Genomic DNA, 17,645 nt, shown 5'->3' on the forward strand with positions numbered 1-17,645 from the left:
AAGTGTGGAGACGGCGCGATGTGCTGGAAACGCGTTCCACCCGTCTGCGCCATTCGGATACTTCAGGCGAAAGCGGGTGGAGCGCGGGGCGATTGCGGCGCGTAGCGCACCGGTTGGGCGATGGAGGCCGATACGAACTTGGATTCGACCCCGCCGGCAATGTTTACCGGGGCTGGCGCTGCTTGGGCGGCAAGCGGCGTGGCAAAGTGCGGGGCCGCGCCAAAAGGGCAGAACTCATGGTGACGGCTGTCGTCCTGTACGGGCTTCTGCTTGAGCGGCTGGACGTGGACCGGGCCGTCCATGGTGCAGATCGTGAAGGGACTGCTGCCCGCTCCAGCCGGGTTCGGCATCCAGCCGGTCGGCAACAGTGCGCGCAGCACCATCGCGGCAAGCGCGACGTGAAGCGCGGCGAAGCGGATGGTACGAGTCATGGCCCCTCGCCGCGAACGTCCCGCCGGATCTTGGCGGGGTCAAGCGCTTCGATGTCGCGACGCCGCTGGGCGAGACTTCCAATTCTCGTAGGCATTTATGGCATAACTTATTGGAAATATTATATTCTCGGCACCCGGGATAGCTCAAGCGCCCGCTTCAAGCTCGTGACCATTCCGGCGGGTCGGCAACCTTCGCCCCGCGACCCAAAACTCGTCGGGCCAGTCTTTACTCTAGTAAAACGATATAGTATAGAGACGATGCTGCTTGTTGGTGGGCCTCCGGTCCCCTTTCCCGGCGGCGGACGGATTTTTGACGTGGGGGTTTAGGGGTGGACGGCATCGACAGCCTCGCGCGCCGATGGAAGCGCGAATATGGCAGCTTTGCCGAATGGCATCTGCGCCGCAAGATTGTGCGATTGCGCGACTGGGGCGATGACGCGGGGGCCGATCTTCATCAGCGGGTGCTTGAACATTGCGAAGGCCGGAGGCCGGCTGCGCCTGGCCGTCCCGCGCCCGGATTCAGATGGCCTGTCGTCGCATTTCGCCGCGGCGGCCTGCGCGTGTAAGAAGAAACATCGTTGTTCGAGGGGTATGATGAAGACCGAGTTTGTTGCTGCGTCGCTGGCACTGATCCTGATATCGAGTCCGGCGTTGGCCGATACATCGCCGACGGCGATTGAGACCGTTACGGTCACGGCGGAGAAGCGCGTAGAGTCCGCGCAGAATGTCGGCATCGCCCTGACGGTGCTGTCCGGCGACGATCTCGCGAAGCACAACGTCACCCAGATCAACAACCTGCAATATGCCACGCCGAGTCTCGAGATCGTTCCGGCTTTCGGCAGCGGCCAGCCCGAATTCCGCCTGCGCGGTGTCGGCTTCGACGACTATGGCTCCAACAACAGCTCGACCGTCGGCGTCTATGTCGATGAGGTCGCCTACCCCGTGCCGGCGCAGACACAAGGCCTGCTGTTCGACCTCGACCGCGTCGAGGTTCTGCGCGGGCCGCAGGGCACGCTCTACGGCCGCAACACCACGGGCGGTGCGATCAATTTCATCACCGGCAAGCCGACCGCCGATTTCAGCGCCGGCCTGACCGCCGATTTCGACAGCCACGACGAATTCCATACGGAAGGCTTCGTTTCCGGCCCGATTTCGGACGATCTGCTCTTCCGCCTCGCCGCCACCACCGATCAGGGCGGCGCATGGCAGAAGAATCGCGAGAACGGTCAGTCGCTCGGCGACAAGGACACCAGCGCTTTTCGCGGCGAGCTGCAATGGAATGCATCGAGCACGGTCAATTTCCTGCTCGAGGGCCATTGGGGCTACGACGATTCCGAGCCTACCGGCCTTTACCTGTTCGATCCCATCCCCAACATCTATCTCGGTGGGCAGGTCGTGCCCGCCTTTACCAATACGGCGCAAACCGGGTGGGGCGGCTCGGACGTGTTCGCGGGACTCATCGGCAAGCCGGCCGACGTCAAGCCGTTCCACGACACGACCAGTGGCGGCGTAAGCCTGCGCGCGAACGCCGATCTCGGCTTCGCTACGCTGACTTCGATCACATCCTATGAGAATCTGGACCGCAAGGAATACAACGATTGGGATGCGTCCTCGCTGGCTTATGCGGGGACCTACTTCGACACCAAGGCGAATGTTTATTCGCAGGAGTTGCGGCTTGCATCGAACGACGACGCGGCGCCGCTCACCTGGCTCGTCGGATTCTACTTCTCGCATGAGGATCTGGACGAGATCTTCGATTCCGACTTCTGGCAGTCGCTCGGCTTCGTCACCCAGACGACTTACAATCAGCATGTCGAGAGCGAAGCCTTGTTCGGGCAGGTCCATTATCGCTTCAATGAGCAGTGGTCGCTCATCGGCGGCCTGCGCGGCGAAAACGAGCACCGCGAGCAGAAGAACTATGTGACCTCCGGGGTCTACGCGCCCGGCACGACGCCGGCGGGCTTCAGCGCGCCGGCCGACAAGACGCTCAACGGCACCAACCTCTCCGGCAAGGCGGAGCTGGAATATAAGCCCGCGGAGGAGACGCTGCTCTATGCCAGCGTCAGCGAAGGCGTGAAATCCGGCGGGTTCACGTCCTACAACGTGCCCAGCGCCAGCGCGGTCGATGCCTTCAAGCCGGAGACGCTGTGGGCGTATGAGGCGGGCTTCAAGACCACGCTCGCCGACGGCACGCTGCAGCTCAACGGCGCGGGATTCTACTACGATTACCACAATCAGCAGGTGCAGTCGGCGATCTGGTCCGATTTCGGTGCCATCGGCGCGATCGTCAACGCGCGCAAGTCGCATATCTACGGCTTCGAATTCGAGGGCAAGTGGCAGCCGATTCCCGAGCTCCAGCTTTCGCAGTCGGTCGGCTGGAAGGACGGCAAGTTCGACGAATACGACAACGATCTCGACATCGCCGCCACCACCGCGCTGTGCGTGCCGGCCCCGGTCTGCGTGCCGCCGGGCAACACGCTCAACCCGGTCTACGTCAACCGCAAGGGTGCGCGCGTCGGCTTCGCGCCGTGGAGCTATGGCGGATCGGCCGCCTATACGTTCCTGCTGCCGGGCTATTCGCTCGAGGCGGAGGCCGACTATGCCTTCCACGATCATTTCGATCCGCTGCTGCTGGGCCCGGTCTACTACGTCCACTCCTACTGGATCGCGAATGCGAACCTCACGCTCACGCCAGAGGACCAGCCGTGGTCGGTTGCGTTGTTCGGCCATAACATCTTCAATGCGAATTACGACACCACGCGCAACTTCTTCCTGACGGATATCGACATCGCGCAGCGCGGCGAGCCGGCGACGGTCGGTGTTCGCCTCAGCCTGAAATACTGAGGGCGCCATGCGGTCCGTGCTGAAGCTCATAGGTTGGCTGCTGGTCGTGCTTGTGGTGGCCGCCGCCGGCTATTGGTGGTTCGTCCTGCGCGGACCGGACATTCCCTATGCTGTGCTGGAGGCGAAATACGCCGATACGCAGTCGCATTTCGCCGACCTGCCGGGCGGCGTGCGGCTGCACTACAGAGATGAGGGCGACCCGCGAGCGCCGGTCCTTCTGCTCGTCCACGGCTTCGGCGATTCCTTCACCAGTTGGGACGGCTGGGCTGCGCGGCTCCACGACCGCTTCCGCGTCATCCGCATCGATCTGCCCGGTCACGGGCTGACGCGTGCGCCCTCGGGATATGTGCTGAACGACGACGGGAGCACGGCACTGATCGACGCGCTGGCGGCGAAGCTGAATCTACCCAAATTCGCCATCGCCGGAAATTCGCTGGGCGGCGGTGTCGCCTGGCAGTTCGCGCTGCGTTATCCCGCGCGGGTGCGCGCGCTGATCCTGGTCGATGCCGCTGGCTGGCCGAGCGAGACGCTGAAATCGCCGCCGCTTGCCTTCCGCCTTCTGCGGTACAGCTGGGGACGCGCCTTCCTGAAGAGCATCGACAATACTCCGCTCATCCGCAGCGGCCTGCGCGGCGAGGTCGGCAACCCCGCGGTCATCACCGATGCCTTCATCGCGCGCTGGGCGGAATTCCAGCGCGCGCCTGGCCATCGGGACATCCTGATGTCGTTGGCGCCGGGCAGGAACAGCGTCGCCACGAAGGCGGCGCTGTCGCGGATCGCGGTGCCCACGCTGGTCCTGTGGGGCGCCGTCGATCCGCTGATCGCGGTGGCAAGCGCGCACAAATTCGCCGACGCCATTCCGGGCGCGCAGCTGATCGTCTACCGCGGCGTCGGTCACCTGCCGCAGGTCGAGATTCCGGCGCGTTCGGCGGGCGATGTTGCGGCGTTCCTTGAAGCGCGCGATGTGAATTAGCGCTGCTTGCCGCCCCGGCCGAGCGTCGCGTCAGCAACGCTCGGCCGCCAGCTTGAGCGAATTACCCCGCCGCTGCGCGCAGCGGCGTCTCGGTCCGGCTGTCGCCGAGTCCGAGCGCGGGAAACAGCAGCTCGGCGACGCGATAGGCTTCTTCGAGATGCGGATAGGCCGATCCGATCACGGTATCGACACCCAGCGCTTGGTATTCGCGGATGCGCTCGGCCACGGTCTGCGGATCGCCTACCAGCGCCGTCGCAGCGCCTTCGCGCACCAACCCGATGCCGGCCCACAGATTGGGGCTGATCTCCAGCTTGTCGGTCTTGCCGCCGTGCAGCGCAACCATGCGGCGCTGGCCCTCGGACTGCTCCACGCGCTTGGCGATGCGCGCCTGTGCCGCCGCGATGATCTCCGGCGTCAGCCGGCTGATCAGGCGGTCGGCGGCCTCCCAGGCTTCCGCTTCGGTTTCGCGCACGATGAAGTGCAGGCGGATGCCGAACCGTATCTTGCGGCCGGCTTTGGCCGCGGCCTCGCGCACCTCCTTGAATTTCTCGGCGACCTGCGCGGGCGGCTCGCCCCAGGTGAGGTAGAGATCGGCATGTTCGCCGGCCACCGCGACGCCGGCCGCGGACGATCCGCCGAAATAGATCGGCGGATAGGGCGTCTGCACCGGCGGGAAGACGAGCGGCGTGCCGCCCTTCGCGGAAAGATGCTTGCCGTCGAAGTCGATCGGCGCGCCCTGCATGATGCGCCGCCAGAGCGTCAGGAATTCGCCGGTCTGCACATAGCGCTCGTCGTGATCGAGGAACAGGCCGTCATAGGCAAGCTCCGTCGGATTGCCGCCGGTCACCACGTTCAGCAGCAGCCGGCCGTTGGAGATCTGGTCCAGCGCGGCCGCTTGCCGGGCGGCGAGCGCCGGCGTCTGGATTCCCGGACGGAGCGCGACCAGGAATTTGAGGCGCTCGGTCAACGGCGCCAAGGCCGACGCCAGCGTCCAGCCGTCGAGGCAGCCATGGCCCGTGGGCAACAGAACGCCGCCATAACCCAGGCGGTCGGCGGCCGAGGCAATCTCACGCAGATAGCCGAAATCGGCCGGCCGGCGCAATTCGTTCGAGCCGAGATAGCTGCCGTCGCCGGCGCTCGGGAGGAACCAGAAGAAGTTCAACTTGCTGTCGTGGGTCATGGGATTTCCGCCTTCGATGGGAGTGTCATTTCCGGTCGAGTTGCGCCATGGCGCGGGAGGGATATTCAAACATCGCGCGTCTGGGCCTGGGTGATGTTGCTTCCCGGCGGCACGCTTTGGGTCAGCCATACATTGCCGCCGATCGTCGAGCCGCGGCCGATGGTGATGCGTCCCAGGATCGTCGCGCCGGCGTAGATCACGACGTCGTCTTCCACGATGGGGTGGCGTGCGACGCCCTTGACCAATATGCCGTCGCGGCCGACCGGAAAGCGCTTGGCGCCCAGCGTGACGGCCTGATAGAGCCGCACCCGGTCGCCGAGGATCGCCGTCTCGCCGATCACCACGCCGGTGCCGTGATCGATGAAGAAACTCGCACCGATCTCGGCGCCGGGATGGATATCGATGCCGGTCCGGGAATGGGCGATGTTGGAGATCAGCCGCGCAATGAGCGGCGCGCCGAGGAGATGGAGTGCGCGCGCCAGCCGGTAATGGATGACGGCCACCATGCCGGGATAGCCAAGCAGGATTTCCGTGACCGTCGTTGCCGCCGGATCGCCTTCATAAGCCGCTTGCAGATCGCCCACCAGCAGCGCGCGGATCGCGGGAAGCCGCGCCGCAAAGGCCCTGACGATATCGCCGGTCACGCGGTCGGCCGCGTCGCGCTCCGGCGCGTCGCCGGTAACGGGATGGGCGCGGCGAATCTGTTCCTGCAACGCCGCCAGCGTGTCCTCCAGCACGCCGCGGACGAAGCCGTCGATGCGTTCGCCGGTGAGCTCCGGCTGGCCGTAATGCGTGGGGAAAAGCACGGCGGACAGGCTTTCGACGATCTCGGCGATGGCCGTGGCGGAGGGAAGCCGCCGGGGGATGCCCCCCTCGCGGATGTTGTGGGTGATCTCGCGGGATCGGCGCAGTTCGGCGACGACGGCATCGAGCGTTCCGGTGTCCACCGCACCTTCCTTGCGGCGCGGTCCGGATGATCCTTCGCGAACGGCGACTTCAGAAGCGTTTCGCATGTTGTAACGACCGCGACCGGCATCGCCGGCCGCGCCCCGGCCTCAATTGAAAATCCAATTATAATCTATCAGAATAGTATTGTATGTCCAGACGGCGCGCAGCCGCAGCGGTCTTGGCATCCGTCGTCTCACGCCTCGCGCGCCTGTCTCAACACATCGAGATGAAGCGGCAGCGGCGGTCCGAGCCAGAGGCAGGAGGTCGCATGGTCTCCATAGTCGTCGCCCGTCACCGGATGCACGAGGACGCTCAAGCCTTCGCGCTTCAGCATCAGCCAAGGCACGAGTCGGCCGAAGTCTTCGCGTGCGAAGGCGATCTGGTACATCGGTTGGCTGTGTGGCCCGACCGGCGCGTCATGCCAGCGGCCGAGCGTCACAGCGAAGGTCTGTCCGACCGCCTCGCGCAGCCGGGCGGCGGCCGGCCTGGTTTGCGGCGTGAAATATACGTGGGCGTGGAAGCCCTGGATGATCTGCAGGTCGGGATCCCATGATTGCGTCATGCTGATACCCGCTCGGCCGGCTTGGCGAAGAAGCGGTTCTCCGGCCGCGGCAGGCCGAGGTTCTCGCGCAGGGTCGTGCCTTCGTACTCGCGTCGGAAGATGCCGCGGCGCTGCAGCTCCGGCACGACCAGGTCCACGAAGTCATCCAGCCCTTGCGGCACCGTGGGGAACATGATGTTGAATCCGTCGCAGGCGTTGGTCAGCAGCCACTCTTCCATCCGGTCGGCGATCGTCTTGGGCGTGCCGACGAACGCAAGCCCGCCATAGGCGCCCACGATACGCGCCAGCTCGCGGACGGTCAGGTTGTCCCGCCGGGCGCGGTCGATCAGCGCCTGGCGGCCGCTCTGGCTGGCATTGGTCTCGGGCAGGTCCGACGGCAGCGGCCCGTCGAGGTCGAAGCCGGAAACGTCCGTACCCAGCCGCATCGACAGATTCGGCAGTCCGCTGTCCGGATGGACGAGGCTGTCCAGCAGCTCCCGTTTCCGGTGTGCCTCCGCGTCCGTGTCACCGACCACGACCAGCGCGCCCGGCAGAACTTTCAGGTGGTCGCGCGGCCGCCCCAGCCTGTCGAGCCGGCCCTTCACGTCCGCATAGAAACGCTGCGCATCGGCCAGACGCCCGCCGGCGGCGAAGATCACCTCGGCCGTTTCGGCAGCGATCTGCTTGCCGGCCTCGGATGCGCCGGCTTGCACGATCACCGGCCAGCCCTGGATCGGGCGGCCGACATTGAGCGGGCCGCGCACCTTCAGGAATTCGCCCTTGTGGTCGAGGACGTGCAGCTTCTCGGGATCGAAATAGATCGCATTCTGCGTGTCGCGGATGAAGGCATCGTCCGCCCAGCTGTCCCACAGCCCGGTCACCACGTCGAAGAACTCACGCGCGCGGCGGTAGCGGGTGTCGTGCTCCCAATGCTCCTCCAGCCCGAAATTCCACGCTTCCGTCGGGTTGCCGGACGTGACGAGGTTCCATCCCGCGCGTCCGCCGCTGATGTGATCGAGCGACGCGAATTTGCGCGCGACGTGATAGGGCTCGTTGTAGGTTGTCGAGGCCGTGGCGACGAGGCCGATGCGCTCCGTCACCATCGCCAGCGCCGGCAGCAGGGTGAGCGGATCGAACGACGTCACCGTCGCGCTGCGCTTCAGCGCCGACATCGGCATGTTCAGCACCGCCAGGTGATCGGCCATGAAGAAGGCGTCGAATTTCCCCTGCTCGAGCTTTTGAATCAGCCGCACCAGATGCTTCAGGTTGAAATTGGCATCCGGCCAGGCGCCCGGGTAGAGCCACCAGGCGGTGTGGATTCCGACGGGCCGCATGAAGGCGCCGAGCTTCAATTGCCGTGTGCTGCTCATGGGACGTTCGCTTTCCTTCCGGGCGCAGTGCCGCCCTGCATTTGGACACCCAATTCTACAGATAGTGCCGCCCGGATCGCAGAAAAGCCCGTCATTGCCGAATCACGCGAACGGCACGGCTGTCCCGAGGCGGCTCATAGACGGCGACTTCCGCGCCACGCCGTGGCTTGCGAGCCGAACCAGACCGGACCGACGACGGCCGGGAGCGAAGAAGGGATGCTGGTGGCATGCGGCGCCTATAAGTCTATCTAGCGAATATAGTATACTTCCGGATCGCTCCAAGCATCGCTCGGGACGCATTGGGGATGCCCGGCGGGCGCGGGGCGCTCCGGAAAGCCGCGCGGAATGGCCGCATACGCATCGTAGATGCGCCGTCTCCCGCAGCGAAACCGCGACGCGTCCCGCCGTCCCGTCTTTGTGGAGGGGCATTGTCCGGAACAATCCTATTGACCGCCAGCCGCGATACTCTTATCAATACACTAGTAAGTTGATAGACTATCAATGTTGTGGCGTTGTGTTGGCTAGAGCAGGGGCAAATCGCGTGTCATCATTCCATTCGGCTGGGGCCATGCGCTCCGGCGCAAAAAGACTTTCGTCCATCCGGTTGGCGTTGCTGGCAGGCAGTGCTGCGTTCATGACATCCGGGGCGTATGCCGCAGATGCCGGCGTCGGTGACACCGTCGCGCCGATCGTGGTGGCCAATGCCGCCGCGTCGGCCGAAACCATCGAGACCATCGTGGTCACCGGCCGGCACCGTGCCGAGAACAACCAGGATGTCCCGATTCCGATTTCGCTGATCGCGGGCGACAAGCTGAAACTGGAGCATGCCGACCGTATCGCCGACTATGCGGACAAGGTGCCGAACTTTTCCGCGGTCCAGCAGAACACCCGCGTATCGCAATTCTCGATTCGCGGTCTCGGCGGCAACGCCAGTTACGACGGCGTCGAGTCGGGTGTCGGCCTGATCGTCGACAATGTCGTGTTCACCCATGTCGGCTTCAGCTGGTTCGACTTCGTCGATCTCGATCACGTGGAAGTCCTGCGCGGGCCGCAGGGCACGCTGCTCGGCAAGAACACCACCATCGGTGCCGTCGTCATCACGACACAGGAGCCGAGCTTCACGCCGCAGGCGGATATCGAAGCCACCTACGGCAATCACGACCGGGAACAGATCCGCGCCAATGTGACGGCGCCGATCATCGACGACGAACTGGCGTTTCGCCTGACCGTGTCGGGCGACAAGGGCAATGGCTGGATCAAGAACAACGACAACGACGATCACCTGCTCAACACCGACCGGTGGTCGGTGCGCGGCCAGTTGCTGTTCACGCCCACCAGCAATTTCCGCGATCGGCTGATCATCGAGCACAACCAGACCGACGAGATCAACAACTACTACCCCGCGGTCGCCGATCCGAACTACGCGAATGGCGCGGTGCGGGTGGGCTGGTCCAAGCTGCTGCAAGGCGTCTTCGGCTACACGCCGAGCTTCGACCTGACCAAGGGCGCGAGCCTCGATACGCAGGGGATCACCCATTCGTCCGTCAATGGCATATCCAACCAGTTCGACTGGACTGTCGCCGACCACACGATCACGTCGATCACGGCGTTCCGCAGTCTGCGCTTCCGGCCGTACAACGACTCCGACCTGTCGCCGCTCCCGATCTTCCGCGGCGGCTACGATGTGGACGTGTCGCAATATTCACAGGAATTGCGCGTCGCGTCGCCGGTGGGCCAGGCCTTCGAGTACCAGGGAGGCGTCTACCTGCTGCACGAGCGCGTGTTGAGCGACAACCGGGACATCTTCTTCTCGGATGCCTCCGCCTTCCTGTTGGGTAACCCGGCGGCACCGTCGGCGATCATGAACGGCGTGGAGTACGACCAGGCCGGTCGCGCCACGACGGACAGCTATGCCGGCTTCGCGCAGGGCACCTGGCACGTCACCGATGCCGCCGCGATCACCGGCGGCCTGCGCTACACCTGGGAGCACAAGGCAGGCGGCGACGACGCCACATCCTTCGGCGGCGCGACGCTGACTGGCGTGCCGCTCGCCACGCGCAATGCCGTCATCGGCAGCTTCGGCGGTCTGTTTTCCGTCGCCCAGAAGAAGGATTTCGGCTCGGTCTCCTGGCTGATCAATCCTTCCTATAAGATCGACGACAACATCTTCGCCTATTTCTCCGTGAGCCATGGCGAGAAGTCGGGCGGCATCAACACAACGGCCGCGCCGGGCATCCCGGTCATCATCAAACCGGAACGGGCCACCGACTACGAAGTCGGCGTCAAGACGACTTGGCTCGAGGGTCGACTGATCGCCAACCTCAACCTGTATTGGAACGACATCTCGGACTATCAGGCGTCCTCCGCCGTGACCACGGGACCGACGACCAAGATATTCCTCGCCAATGCGGCCCGGGTGCGCCAGCGCGGCGTCGAGCTGGAGACCACCTATTCTCTCCTCGACAACCTGACGATTTCGCTGAGCGGCGCTTACAACAATGCCACGTTCGTATCCTATGACGATGCGCCGGCGCCGATCGAGTTGACGAACGTCACCAAATCGGTGGACTTGTCCGGCTATCAGCTTCCGGGGGCGCCGGTATGGAATGGGCAGCTCGACATCAACTACGAGCAGCCGCTGGACGACGATTTCACCGCCTTTACCTATCTCAACCAGTCCTTCCGCTCGAAGACGTCGCTTTACAACCCGGTTTCGCCCTACGCCTACCAGGATGCCTACGGCCTGACCAATTTCGGCATCGGCGTGAAGACGAGCGATGGGAAATACTCGCTGCTCCTCTGGTCGAAGAATCTCGCCGACCAGCGCTATCTCATCGGCATCGGCGGCGCATCGGCCATCACGCCGGTCGTCGGCGTGCTGGGCGATCCACGCACCTTCGGCGTCACGTTCGACGCGCATGTGGAATAGGAACGACGCGGCGATCGAAATTCGGCACCGATCGCCGCCGTTCACCTTGCAACGGAGTTAGGCATGCACCGCAGAACGCTGGCGACCGCCTGCATGGCTCTGTTGGCTCTGACCGGCGCAAGCCGCGCGCAAGAGGGCAAGCCGTATCGGGTGGAATGGGTCTATCGCATTCAATACGGCCACCAGAGCGAATGGTGGAAGATCTTCCAGAAGTATCAGATCGCCATCCTCGATCGCGAAAAGCAGCTTGGATATGTCACAAGCTATGTCGTGGACAGGCCGGGCCTTCATACGAGCGAGGATTCGCGCTGGGATTATCGCATCGTCATCGCATATCCGGACTACGCGGCCTCCACACATGAGAGGGAGGTCCAGCGCCGGCTTTTCCCCGACGAAACGGTACTGGAGCGCGAAGAGCAGAGGCGATGGGAACTGACCTTGAACCACTGGGATTTGCCGATACGCGAGATCGATCCGCACAGTGCCGGCGACTGACGTCGGTGATCGCGAGACGCCGTTTTCCGCCTGCGACCGGTTGGCAGAAACCCCTCGATGAACCGACTGAGAACTGGCTGGATTTTTCGTCTTGGTGCCGACCGGGATATGGCGTGCACGCCGTCAACGTGACGGCGTAGCGGCGTCTTCCGCCCGTGTCGCGGCGGCGGCATCCGCCGCCGATCCGACATCGACCGCGTGCACGGGATGCAGTCCCACCACCGCCAGGAACAGCGCTGCAAACACGGCATAGCCGAGCAATTCCAATGTGCCGAACTCGCGCATGGTTCCTCTGCGGCGGCTTTCGCGCGCGTTTGTCGTTCGGATGAATATCTCCGCTCAAAGATAAATGCAAGATAGTCTAGTTGAAAGATAGAGTTTAAATGGTATGGTGCCGGCCGGCATGGAGGGTCGCGGTGGATACGACGGCGTGGAAGAGGGACGCGAGGCAACCCGTCGGGCGTCTGCTCGCTTTTTCCGCGCTCGGGATACCGCTCGCAGCCGTGTTCCTTCCGCTGGGCGTCTATCTGCCGCCTTTTTATGCCCAGACCATGGGACTCGGGCTTGGCACGGTCGGTATCGTCTTCATGGCGAGCCGCTTGTGGAATGCGCTATGCGATCCGCTGATCGGCCTCCTGTCCGACCATACGCGCAGCCGCTTCGGGCGCCGCAAGCCCTGGATCGCGGCGGGCGCCGTGATTTTCATCGCGGCGGTCGTCGCGGTCTATTGGCCGCCGCAACATCTGACCGCGTTTCACCTCGGCTTGGCGCTGTTTGCGCTCTATCTCGGCTGGACGATGATCGGCACGCCGCTTGCCGCCTGGGCGAGCGAACTGGCCGCCGGCTATCACGAACGCAGCCGCGTCCAGACCTTCCTGCAAACGGGCGGCGCACTCGGGCTGGTCTTGACCTTGCTCCTGCCGGCGCTGGTCGACCAGTTCGTGGCGCGGGGCGAGTTCGAGAAGATCGCGGCGATGGGCGCCTTCGCCATCGTCACTTTCGTACCGGCCGTCCTGTTCCTGCTGACTCGCTTTCGCGAGCCGCCGCGTCCGCCCGCGCCGTCAAGCGCCTCCACGCTGGCGGCGCTTCGGACGTTCGCCACCAATCCGCTTGTTCTGCGCGTCATGGCTTCCGATTTCTTCGTCGCGACGGGGCAGGGGATCCGTGGCGCGCTCTTCGTCTTCTTCGTCAGCGCCTATATGGGCTTGCCGAAATGGGCGAGCCTCCTATTCCTGCTGCAATTCGTGTTCGGCGTCTTCGCCGCGCCGCTATGGCTGCGTGTCGGCTACCGCTTCGGCAAGCATCAGACCGTGGTGCTGGGAGAAATCGCCCAGATCGCGATCAATCTCGGTCTGCTTTTCATCGCGCCGGGCCGCTTCTGGCCGCTGCTGGCGCTTACCGTCGCGCAGGGGTTTGCGCAGGGCTCCGGCAATCTGATGCTGCGCTCCATCGTCAGCGATCTGGCGGACGATCACCGGCTCAAGACCGGCAAGGAGCAGTCCGGTCTTCTGTTTTCGATCTTCAACGTCACCAACAATGCCGCGGCCGCCGCCGCCGTCGGCATCGCCTATCCGCTGATCGCCTTCTTCGGATTCACACCGGGTCGTGCCAATTCGCATGCCGCGCTGTCGGCTCTTGCCGTCCTGTTCGCGGTGGGACCGGCATTGGGTCATCTTTTCTCGGCCGTCCTGATCTGGCGCTTTCCGCTCGACGAGCGCCGCCATGCCGAACTGCGCATCGCGCTCGAAGAGCGCGGCCGTGCGGACTATCTCGGCCGAGCCGAACCTTTCCCTCAGGCCCTCAACTAGGAGATCGACATGGGTTTGCATGAGAAGATCGAAGACATCGAACTGGAGTACCGCCCCGTCGCCGGGCGGATCGGCGCCGAAATTCTGGGGGTCAAGCTCGGCGGCGACCTTGAGGCGCGCACCGTCGCTGCCATCCGCAAGGCGCTGTTCAAGCATAAGGTGATATTTTTCCGCGATCAGCACGATCTGACGGATGCGCAGCAGGAAGCCTTTGGCAAGCTGCTGGGCAATCTTGTGCCGCATCCGACCGTTCCAAAGATCGAGGGAACGGAAAGCGCGCTGAACATCGTCTCCGACGGTACCTATGCCGCGAACCAGTGGCATACCGACGTGACCTTCGTGGACGCTTATCCGCTCGCGTCGATCCTGCGCGCCGTGCATCTGCCGCCGAAGGGCGGCGACACGGTGTGGGCCAACACGGCCGCCGCCTATGAGCACCTGCCGGTGCCGCTGCGCGAGCTGGCGGACAAGCTCTGGGCACTGCACACCAATGCGTTCGACTATGCCGCCGCCCGCCCCGACGCGTCGGCAGACCGCGTGAAGCATCACAGGAATGTCTTTGCTTCCACGGTCTACGAGACCGAGCATCCGCTGGTCCGCGTCCATCCGGAGACGGGAGAGCGCACGCTGCTGCTCGGAAATTTCGCGCAGAAGATCATCGGGCTCAACCGCGACGACTCCGCGCGTCTCATCGCCATTTTCCAGGACCACATCACGCGGCTGGAGAACACGGTACGCTGGCATTGGGCGCTGGGCGACGTCGCGATCTGGGACAATCGTGCCACCCAGCACTACGGCATCGGCGATTTCACCGAGAGGCGCGAGCTGCATCGCGTGACGATCGACGGCGACGTGCCCGTCGGGATCGATGGCACGTCCAGCGTGACGCGTCGCAAGGAGGTCAAGGCGCCAGACCTCCAGCACGCGGCGGAATGAACGGAAACGGTCGGGCGGATGGGCATTCCCGTCCGCCCGCCACGGGTGTTTCACGGATGGCGCAGGTTCTCGCATTTCCGGGCCTTGTCGGGCGGGCTGGCCGAAATCCTCGCGGGGCGGTTCGCGCGCCGGCCGCGTGGAGCGAACGGCCCTCCGCCTATGACAAGCGGAACATCGATCTTTACGCCCGGCTTCTGGACGAAGAAGCCGCGGGCAGTAGCGAAGAGGATATGGCGCGCGAGCTGCTCCACTTGGATCTGCGCGACGACCGGGCACGTGCCGTCCTACGCTGGCACTTGAAGCGCGCACATTGGATCGCCGAGACTCTCTCGGCGCTATTGGCGTGGTGATCAGGCGGCGCGGCGCTTCGCCTTTTTGGCGGGCTTCCGGGCCCGCTCCATCAAAAGCGCACTCGCCAGAGTCGTGTGGTCCAGAACGTCGGACGCGGCGTCACGCACGCGACGCATGCTCTGGCGGACCAGGCAATTCGATTCGTCCTTGCAATCCTTGCAGCGGCGATAGGCGGTGACGCTCGCGCAGGCGATGGGCGCCAGGGGGCCGTCGATGATCCGTACGATTTGTCCGAGCGTAATCTCGCTCGGCGGCTTTGCGAGCGCATAGCCGCCGTGCTGGCCGCGTACGGTGCGGACCAGGCCCTGTCCGCGGAGCTCCAGGAGAATGAGATCGAGGAACTTCTTGGAGATGTTTTCCTCAGTCGCGATGTCCCACGCCTGCAGAAGCTGCCCCGGTGCGAGGCGCGAGAGCGCGAACATCGCCTTGAAGGCGTATTTGGCTTTGTTGGACAGCATTTGATCCCCAGCTGCGCTCTATATAGCCACCTGCCGGCGCTATCGCAATATTCGGTCATTTAGTATAGAAATGCGCTAGACTATCATGGAGACTGAGATGAGGCAGGACGCCGGCTGGAAGGAGGCAGCCCCCGAAACCACCGGCCCGTCCGCGGAACCGCGCCTGGCTTGGCAGGCCCGTGACGGGCAGCCAGCTGCCGAAGCCTTGCAGGTGAGTGCGCAGCTGGCGTGCCGCGCGCCCCAACCGTTCGACGACATCGAGGAGCTGCGTCGGCGCTACGAGGCGTGTCGCAAACCCTTTGTGCCGGCCCGTGAGGCGGTCGATAGCGTCTTCCACGTCCACCCGCGCGCCGGCGAAGGGCCGCCGGTGAGTGTCATCCGCCCGATCGCAAGCGTGGATCGAAAAAGCATGTCCGCCATTCTGTTCCTGCACGGCGGCGGTTGGACGGCCGGCACGTTCGAGATCTATGAGCCGCTCTGCCGGCAGATTGCGAACGCGACCGACAGCATCGTCGTCTATGTTCACTACCGTCTGGCCCCCGAACACCCTTTCCCGGCCGCTTTCGACGATACGCGCGCCGCGCTGCGCTGGGTCCACGCGAACCGCCGCTGGCTGGGGATAGACCCCGACCGGATCGCCCTTGCCGGCGATGGCGCGGGCGGCAATCTCGCCGCCGCAGCCTGTCTGGCGGAATGCAACGAAGCGACGGGCTATCAGCCGCATCGCCAGATTCTGCTCTATCCTTGTCTCGACATGTCGGCCTGCATGCCGTCGCACAAGACCCCGGATGCGCACGGTCCGCTGACGGCACAGATGCACCGCCGGTATCGCCAGGCTTATGCTGCCGGCCACAGCAAGCCCGGCCTGTGGCGTCTATCGCCGCTTTTCGCCTATGACGTGAGCCGTCTGCCGCCGTCGGTCATCCTGTATGCCGGTTTCGACCGCTTGCGCGACGAAGCGGTCGCCTATGCCGGGCGATTGCAGGAGAGCGGCGTTCCGGTCGAATCGCTCGGGTTCGCCGATATGATCCACGACTTCATGCTCCTGGGGGGCGCACTTGCCGCTGCCAATGTCGCCGTACGACGCGTGGCGCAGGCTGTCGCCGGCCTGCCCGCGGCCAAACCTCGCCAGAAGGGGTTCGGTTCGGGCACCTGCGCGCTGCCGACCATCTAGCCAAGGATCGCGCGCACCGCGTCTCTCGCGCGCTCGTTTTCTTCCGGCAGGCCGATGCTGATGCGGGCCCACGCGTCGAGCGGCGGAAAGGCGCGCGCGATCTCGATACCCTGCCCCAGCATGTCTGCGGCAAACGCCGCGTGCGGCCGTCTGGTCTCGAAGAACACGAAGTTGCCGCGTGCGTCGGTGCGGCGAAGGCGCAGCCGATCGAGAAGGGCATGCCAGGTGCGCCGCTCCGCCGCCACCTTCTGGCGTAGCGTCGCGACATAGGCTTCGTCCCCGAGACTCGCGGATGCTGCGGCGATCGCAAGGCGATTGAGCGTGTGCGGATCGCCCAGTCCCTTCTTCTTGAGCGACAGGGCCAGCGGCCCTGGCGCGACGGCATAGCCGATCGATAGACCCGCCAGGCCGTAGATCTTGCCAAAGGTGCGAAACACGATGACGTTGGCGCCTTCCCGCGTCAGGCCGACGGCGGTCCGCCCGGCGAAATCGTCGTCGAACTCCAGATAGGCCTCATCCACGATCACCGTCGTTCGTGCGGCGGCCCCGCGGACGAAGTCCTTGAACCGACCGGCATCGCCGACCGTGCCCGTGGGATTGTGCGGATTGACGAGATAGACGGCGCGCGTCCGCGGCCCGACACGGCCGGCGATGGCCGGCAGATCATTCGCCAGCTGTGCGTCGAGCGGAACGCCGACGACCACGCCGCCGCCCGGCGCGACCGCATCGACCAACGCGGTATAGCCGGGCCGGGAATAGATGAACTCGCCGCCCGGCCCGCCGGCGAGAGCGAGCTGGAGCCCCAAGCTGTCGAGAATCTCTCCCAGGATGATCTGATCGGGCGCGACGCCTTCCCGCGCCGCGATCTGCCGTTCGAGCCCGCGCGCCTCCACGCCCACATAGCGGGCAACCTGACCAAGCTCGCGCTCGATCGCGGCGCGCGCCTGCGGCGACGGGCCCAATGGATTCTCGTTCAGCGACAACCGGACGGGATTTGCAGATGCGACGGCACCGGCCCGGCCGCCAAGCATCAGTCCGGCGGCGGATGCTCCTCCAAGCCAAACGCGGCGTGTGAGCGCAGGATCATCTGACATCGTTCACCGACAGGGATTGAGCACGACCGCCGGATCGTCGCCGGTCGATGGTAGCGAAGTCTAGCATATGCGGGTGTCGCGCTCGCTGTCGGTACTATCGCAGCTGCATCGAT

17 protein-coding genes are annotated in these 17,645 nt (G+C 64.7%); 9 read left to right on the top strand and 8 right to left on the bottom strand.

What is annotated here, in order from left to right; genetic code table 11:
* Window positions 1-62 precede the first annotated feature (62 nt).
* The gene (locus WDM91_20375; GenBank protein ID MEI9996962.1) at window positions 63-431 is read right to left on the bottom strand and encodes a DUF2946 family protein; all 369 of its coding nucleotides are present in this window, start codon (window positions 429-431) and stop codon (window positions 63-65) included.
* A gap of 329 nt (window positions 432-760) precedes the next feature.
* Between WDM91_20375 and WDM91_20380 the strand changes: the two genes are divergently transcribed.
* From WDM91_20380 to WDM91_20390, 3 genes are read left to right on the top strand one after another with little or no spacing between them, the layout of a single operon-like run.
* A complete protein-coding gene (locus WDM91_20380; protein MEI9996963.1) occupies window positions 761-997 on the top strand; it encodes a hypothetical protein in 237 nt (78 codons plus the stop codon).
* A gap of 28 nt (window positions 998-1,025) precedes the next feature.
* Window positions 1,026-3,275, top strand: coding sequence for a TonB-dependent receptor (locus WDM91_20385; protein ID MEI9996964.1), 2,250 nt, complete (start codon window positions 1,026-1,028; stop codon window positions 3,273-3,275).
* A gap of 7 nt (window positions 3,276-3,282) precedes the next feature.
* Entirely contained in the window at window positions 3,283-4,248 is a 966-nt protein-coding gene (locus tag WDM91_20390; GenBank protein MEI9996965.1) for an alpha/beta hydrolase, read from the top strand.
* A gap of 61 nt (window positions 4,249-4,309) precedes the next feature.
* Here WDM91_20390 and ssuD read toward each other — a convergent pair whose 3' ends face one another.
* The 4 genes from ssuD to WDM91_20410 form a co-directional block, all read right to left on the bottom strand.
* Window positions 4,310-5,428: an FMNH2-dependent alkanesulfonate monooxygenase gene (gene ssuD, locus WDM91_20395; protein ID MEI9996966.1), complete on the bottom strand. Its 1,119-nt coding sequence runs from the start codon at window positions 5,426-5,428 to the stop codon at window positions 4,310-4,312.
* A 65-nt stretch (window positions 5,429-5,493) separates the two neighbouring features.
* Window positions 5,494-6,375 carry a serine O-acetyltransferase EpsC gene (epsC, locus tag WDM91_20400; protein MEI9996967.1) on the bottom strand — a complete coding sequence of 294 codons (882 nt, stop codon included), beginning with the start codon at window positions 6,373-6,375 and terminating at the stop codon, window positions 5,494-5,496.
* A gap of 194 nt (window positions 6,376-6,569) precedes the next feature.
* Window positions 6,570-6,938: a DOPA 4,5-dioxygenase family protein gene (locus tag WDM91_20405; protein MEI9996968.1), complete on the bottom strand. Its 369-nt coding sequence runs from the start codon at window positions 6,936-6,938 to the stop codon at window positions 6,570-6,572.
* Window positions 6,935-8,287 carry an LLM class flavin-dependent oxidoreductase gene (locus WDM91_20410; GenBank protein MEI9996969.1) on the bottom strand — a complete coding sequence of 451 codons (1,353 nt, stop codon included), beginning with the start codon at window positions 8,285-8,287 and terminating at the stop codon, window positions 6,935-6,937. The genes WDM91_20405 and WDM91_20410 overlap by 4 nt, the downstream gene beginning before the upstream one ends.
* A gap of 634 nt (window positions 8,288-8,921) precedes the next feature.
* Here WDM91_20410 and WDM91_20415 point away from each other — a divergent pair.
* Both WDM91_20415 and WDM91_20420 read left to right on the top strand, forming a co-directional pair.
* A complete protein-coding gene (locus WDM91_20415) occupies window positions 8,922-11,216 on the top strand; it encodes a TonB-dependent receptor (GenBank protein MEI9996970.1) in 2,295 nt (764 codons plus the stop codon).
* A gap of 63 nt (window positions 11,217-11,279) precedes the next feature.
* A complete protein-coding gene (locus WDM91_20420; GenBank protein ID MEI9996971.1) occupies window positions 11,280-11,711 on the top strand; it encodes a hypothetical protein in 432 nt (143 codons plus the stop codon).
* Window positions 11,712-11,834: 123 nt separating this feature from the next.
* On the opposite strand, the gene WDM91_20425 is transcribed toward WDM91_20420, so the two are convergent.
* Complete coding sequence (locus WDM91_20425; protein MEI9996972.1) at window positions 11,835-11,996, bottom strand: hypothetical protein; 162 nt, start codon at window positions 11,994-11,996, stop codon at window positions 11,835-11,837.
* Window positions 11,997-12,094: 98 nt separating this feature from the next.
* Here WDM91_20425 and WDM91_20430 point away from each other — a divergent pair, with 98 nt between their 5' ends.
* The 3 genes from WDM91_20430 to WDM91_20440 are packed head-to-tail and all read left to right on the top strand — an operon-like array spanning window position 12,095 to window position 14,805.
* On the top strand, window positions 12,095-13,519 hold the full coding sequence (locus WDM91_20430; protein MEI9996973.1) for an MFS transporter: 1,425 nt from the start codon (window positions 12,095-12,097) through the stop codon (window positions 13,517-13,519).
* 9 nt (window positions 13,520-13,528) lie between these two features.
* Window positions 13,529-14,455, top strand: coding sequence for a TauD/TfdA family dioxygenase (locus tag WDM91_20435; GenBank protein ID MEI9996974.1), 927 nt, complete (start codon window positions 13,529-13,531; stop codon window positions 14,453-14,455).
* A 56-nt stretch (window positions 14,456-14,511) separates the two neighbouring features.
* Window positions 14,512-14,805 (top strand): hypothetical protein, encoded by a 294-nt coding sequence (locus WDM91_20440; protein ID MEI9996975.1) that lies wholly within the window; start codon window positions 14,512-14,514, stop codon window positions 14,803-14,805.
* Here WDM91_20440 and WDM91_20445 read toward each other — a convergent pair whose 3' ends face one another.
* Entirely contained in the window at window positions 14,806-15,264 is a 459-nt protein-coding gene (locus WDM91_20445) for an Rrf2 family transcriptional regulator (protein ID MEI9996976.1), read from the bottom strand.
* A gap of 97 nt (window positions 15,265-15,361) precedes the next feature.
* On the opposite strand from WDM91_20445, the gene WDM91_20450 reads away from it, so the two are divergent.
* Window positions 15,362-16,438 (top strand): alpha/beta hydrolase fold domain-containing protein, encoded by a 1,077-nt coding sequence (locus WDM91_20450; protein ID MEI9996977.1) that lies wholly within the window; start codon window positions 15,362-15,364, stop codon window positions 16,436-16,438.
* Here the strand turns inward: WDM91_20450 and WDM91_20455 are convergent.
* The gene (locus tag WDM91_20455) at window positions 16,435-17,532 is read right to left on the bottom strand and encodes a histidinol-phosphate transaminase (protein ID MEI9996978.1); all 1,098 of its coding nucleotides are present in this window, start codon (window positions 17,530-17,532) and stop codon (window positions 16,435-16,437) included. The two genes, WDM91_20450 and WDM91_20455, sit on opposite strands and share 4 nt — an antisense overlap.
* Window positions 17,533-17,645: the final 113 nt, after the last annotated feature.

The sequence above is a fragment of the Rhizomicrobium sp. genome (assembly GCA_037200385.1).
GTDB lineage: Bacteria > Pseudomonadota > Alphaproteobacteria > Micropepsales > Micropepsaceae > Rhizomicrobium.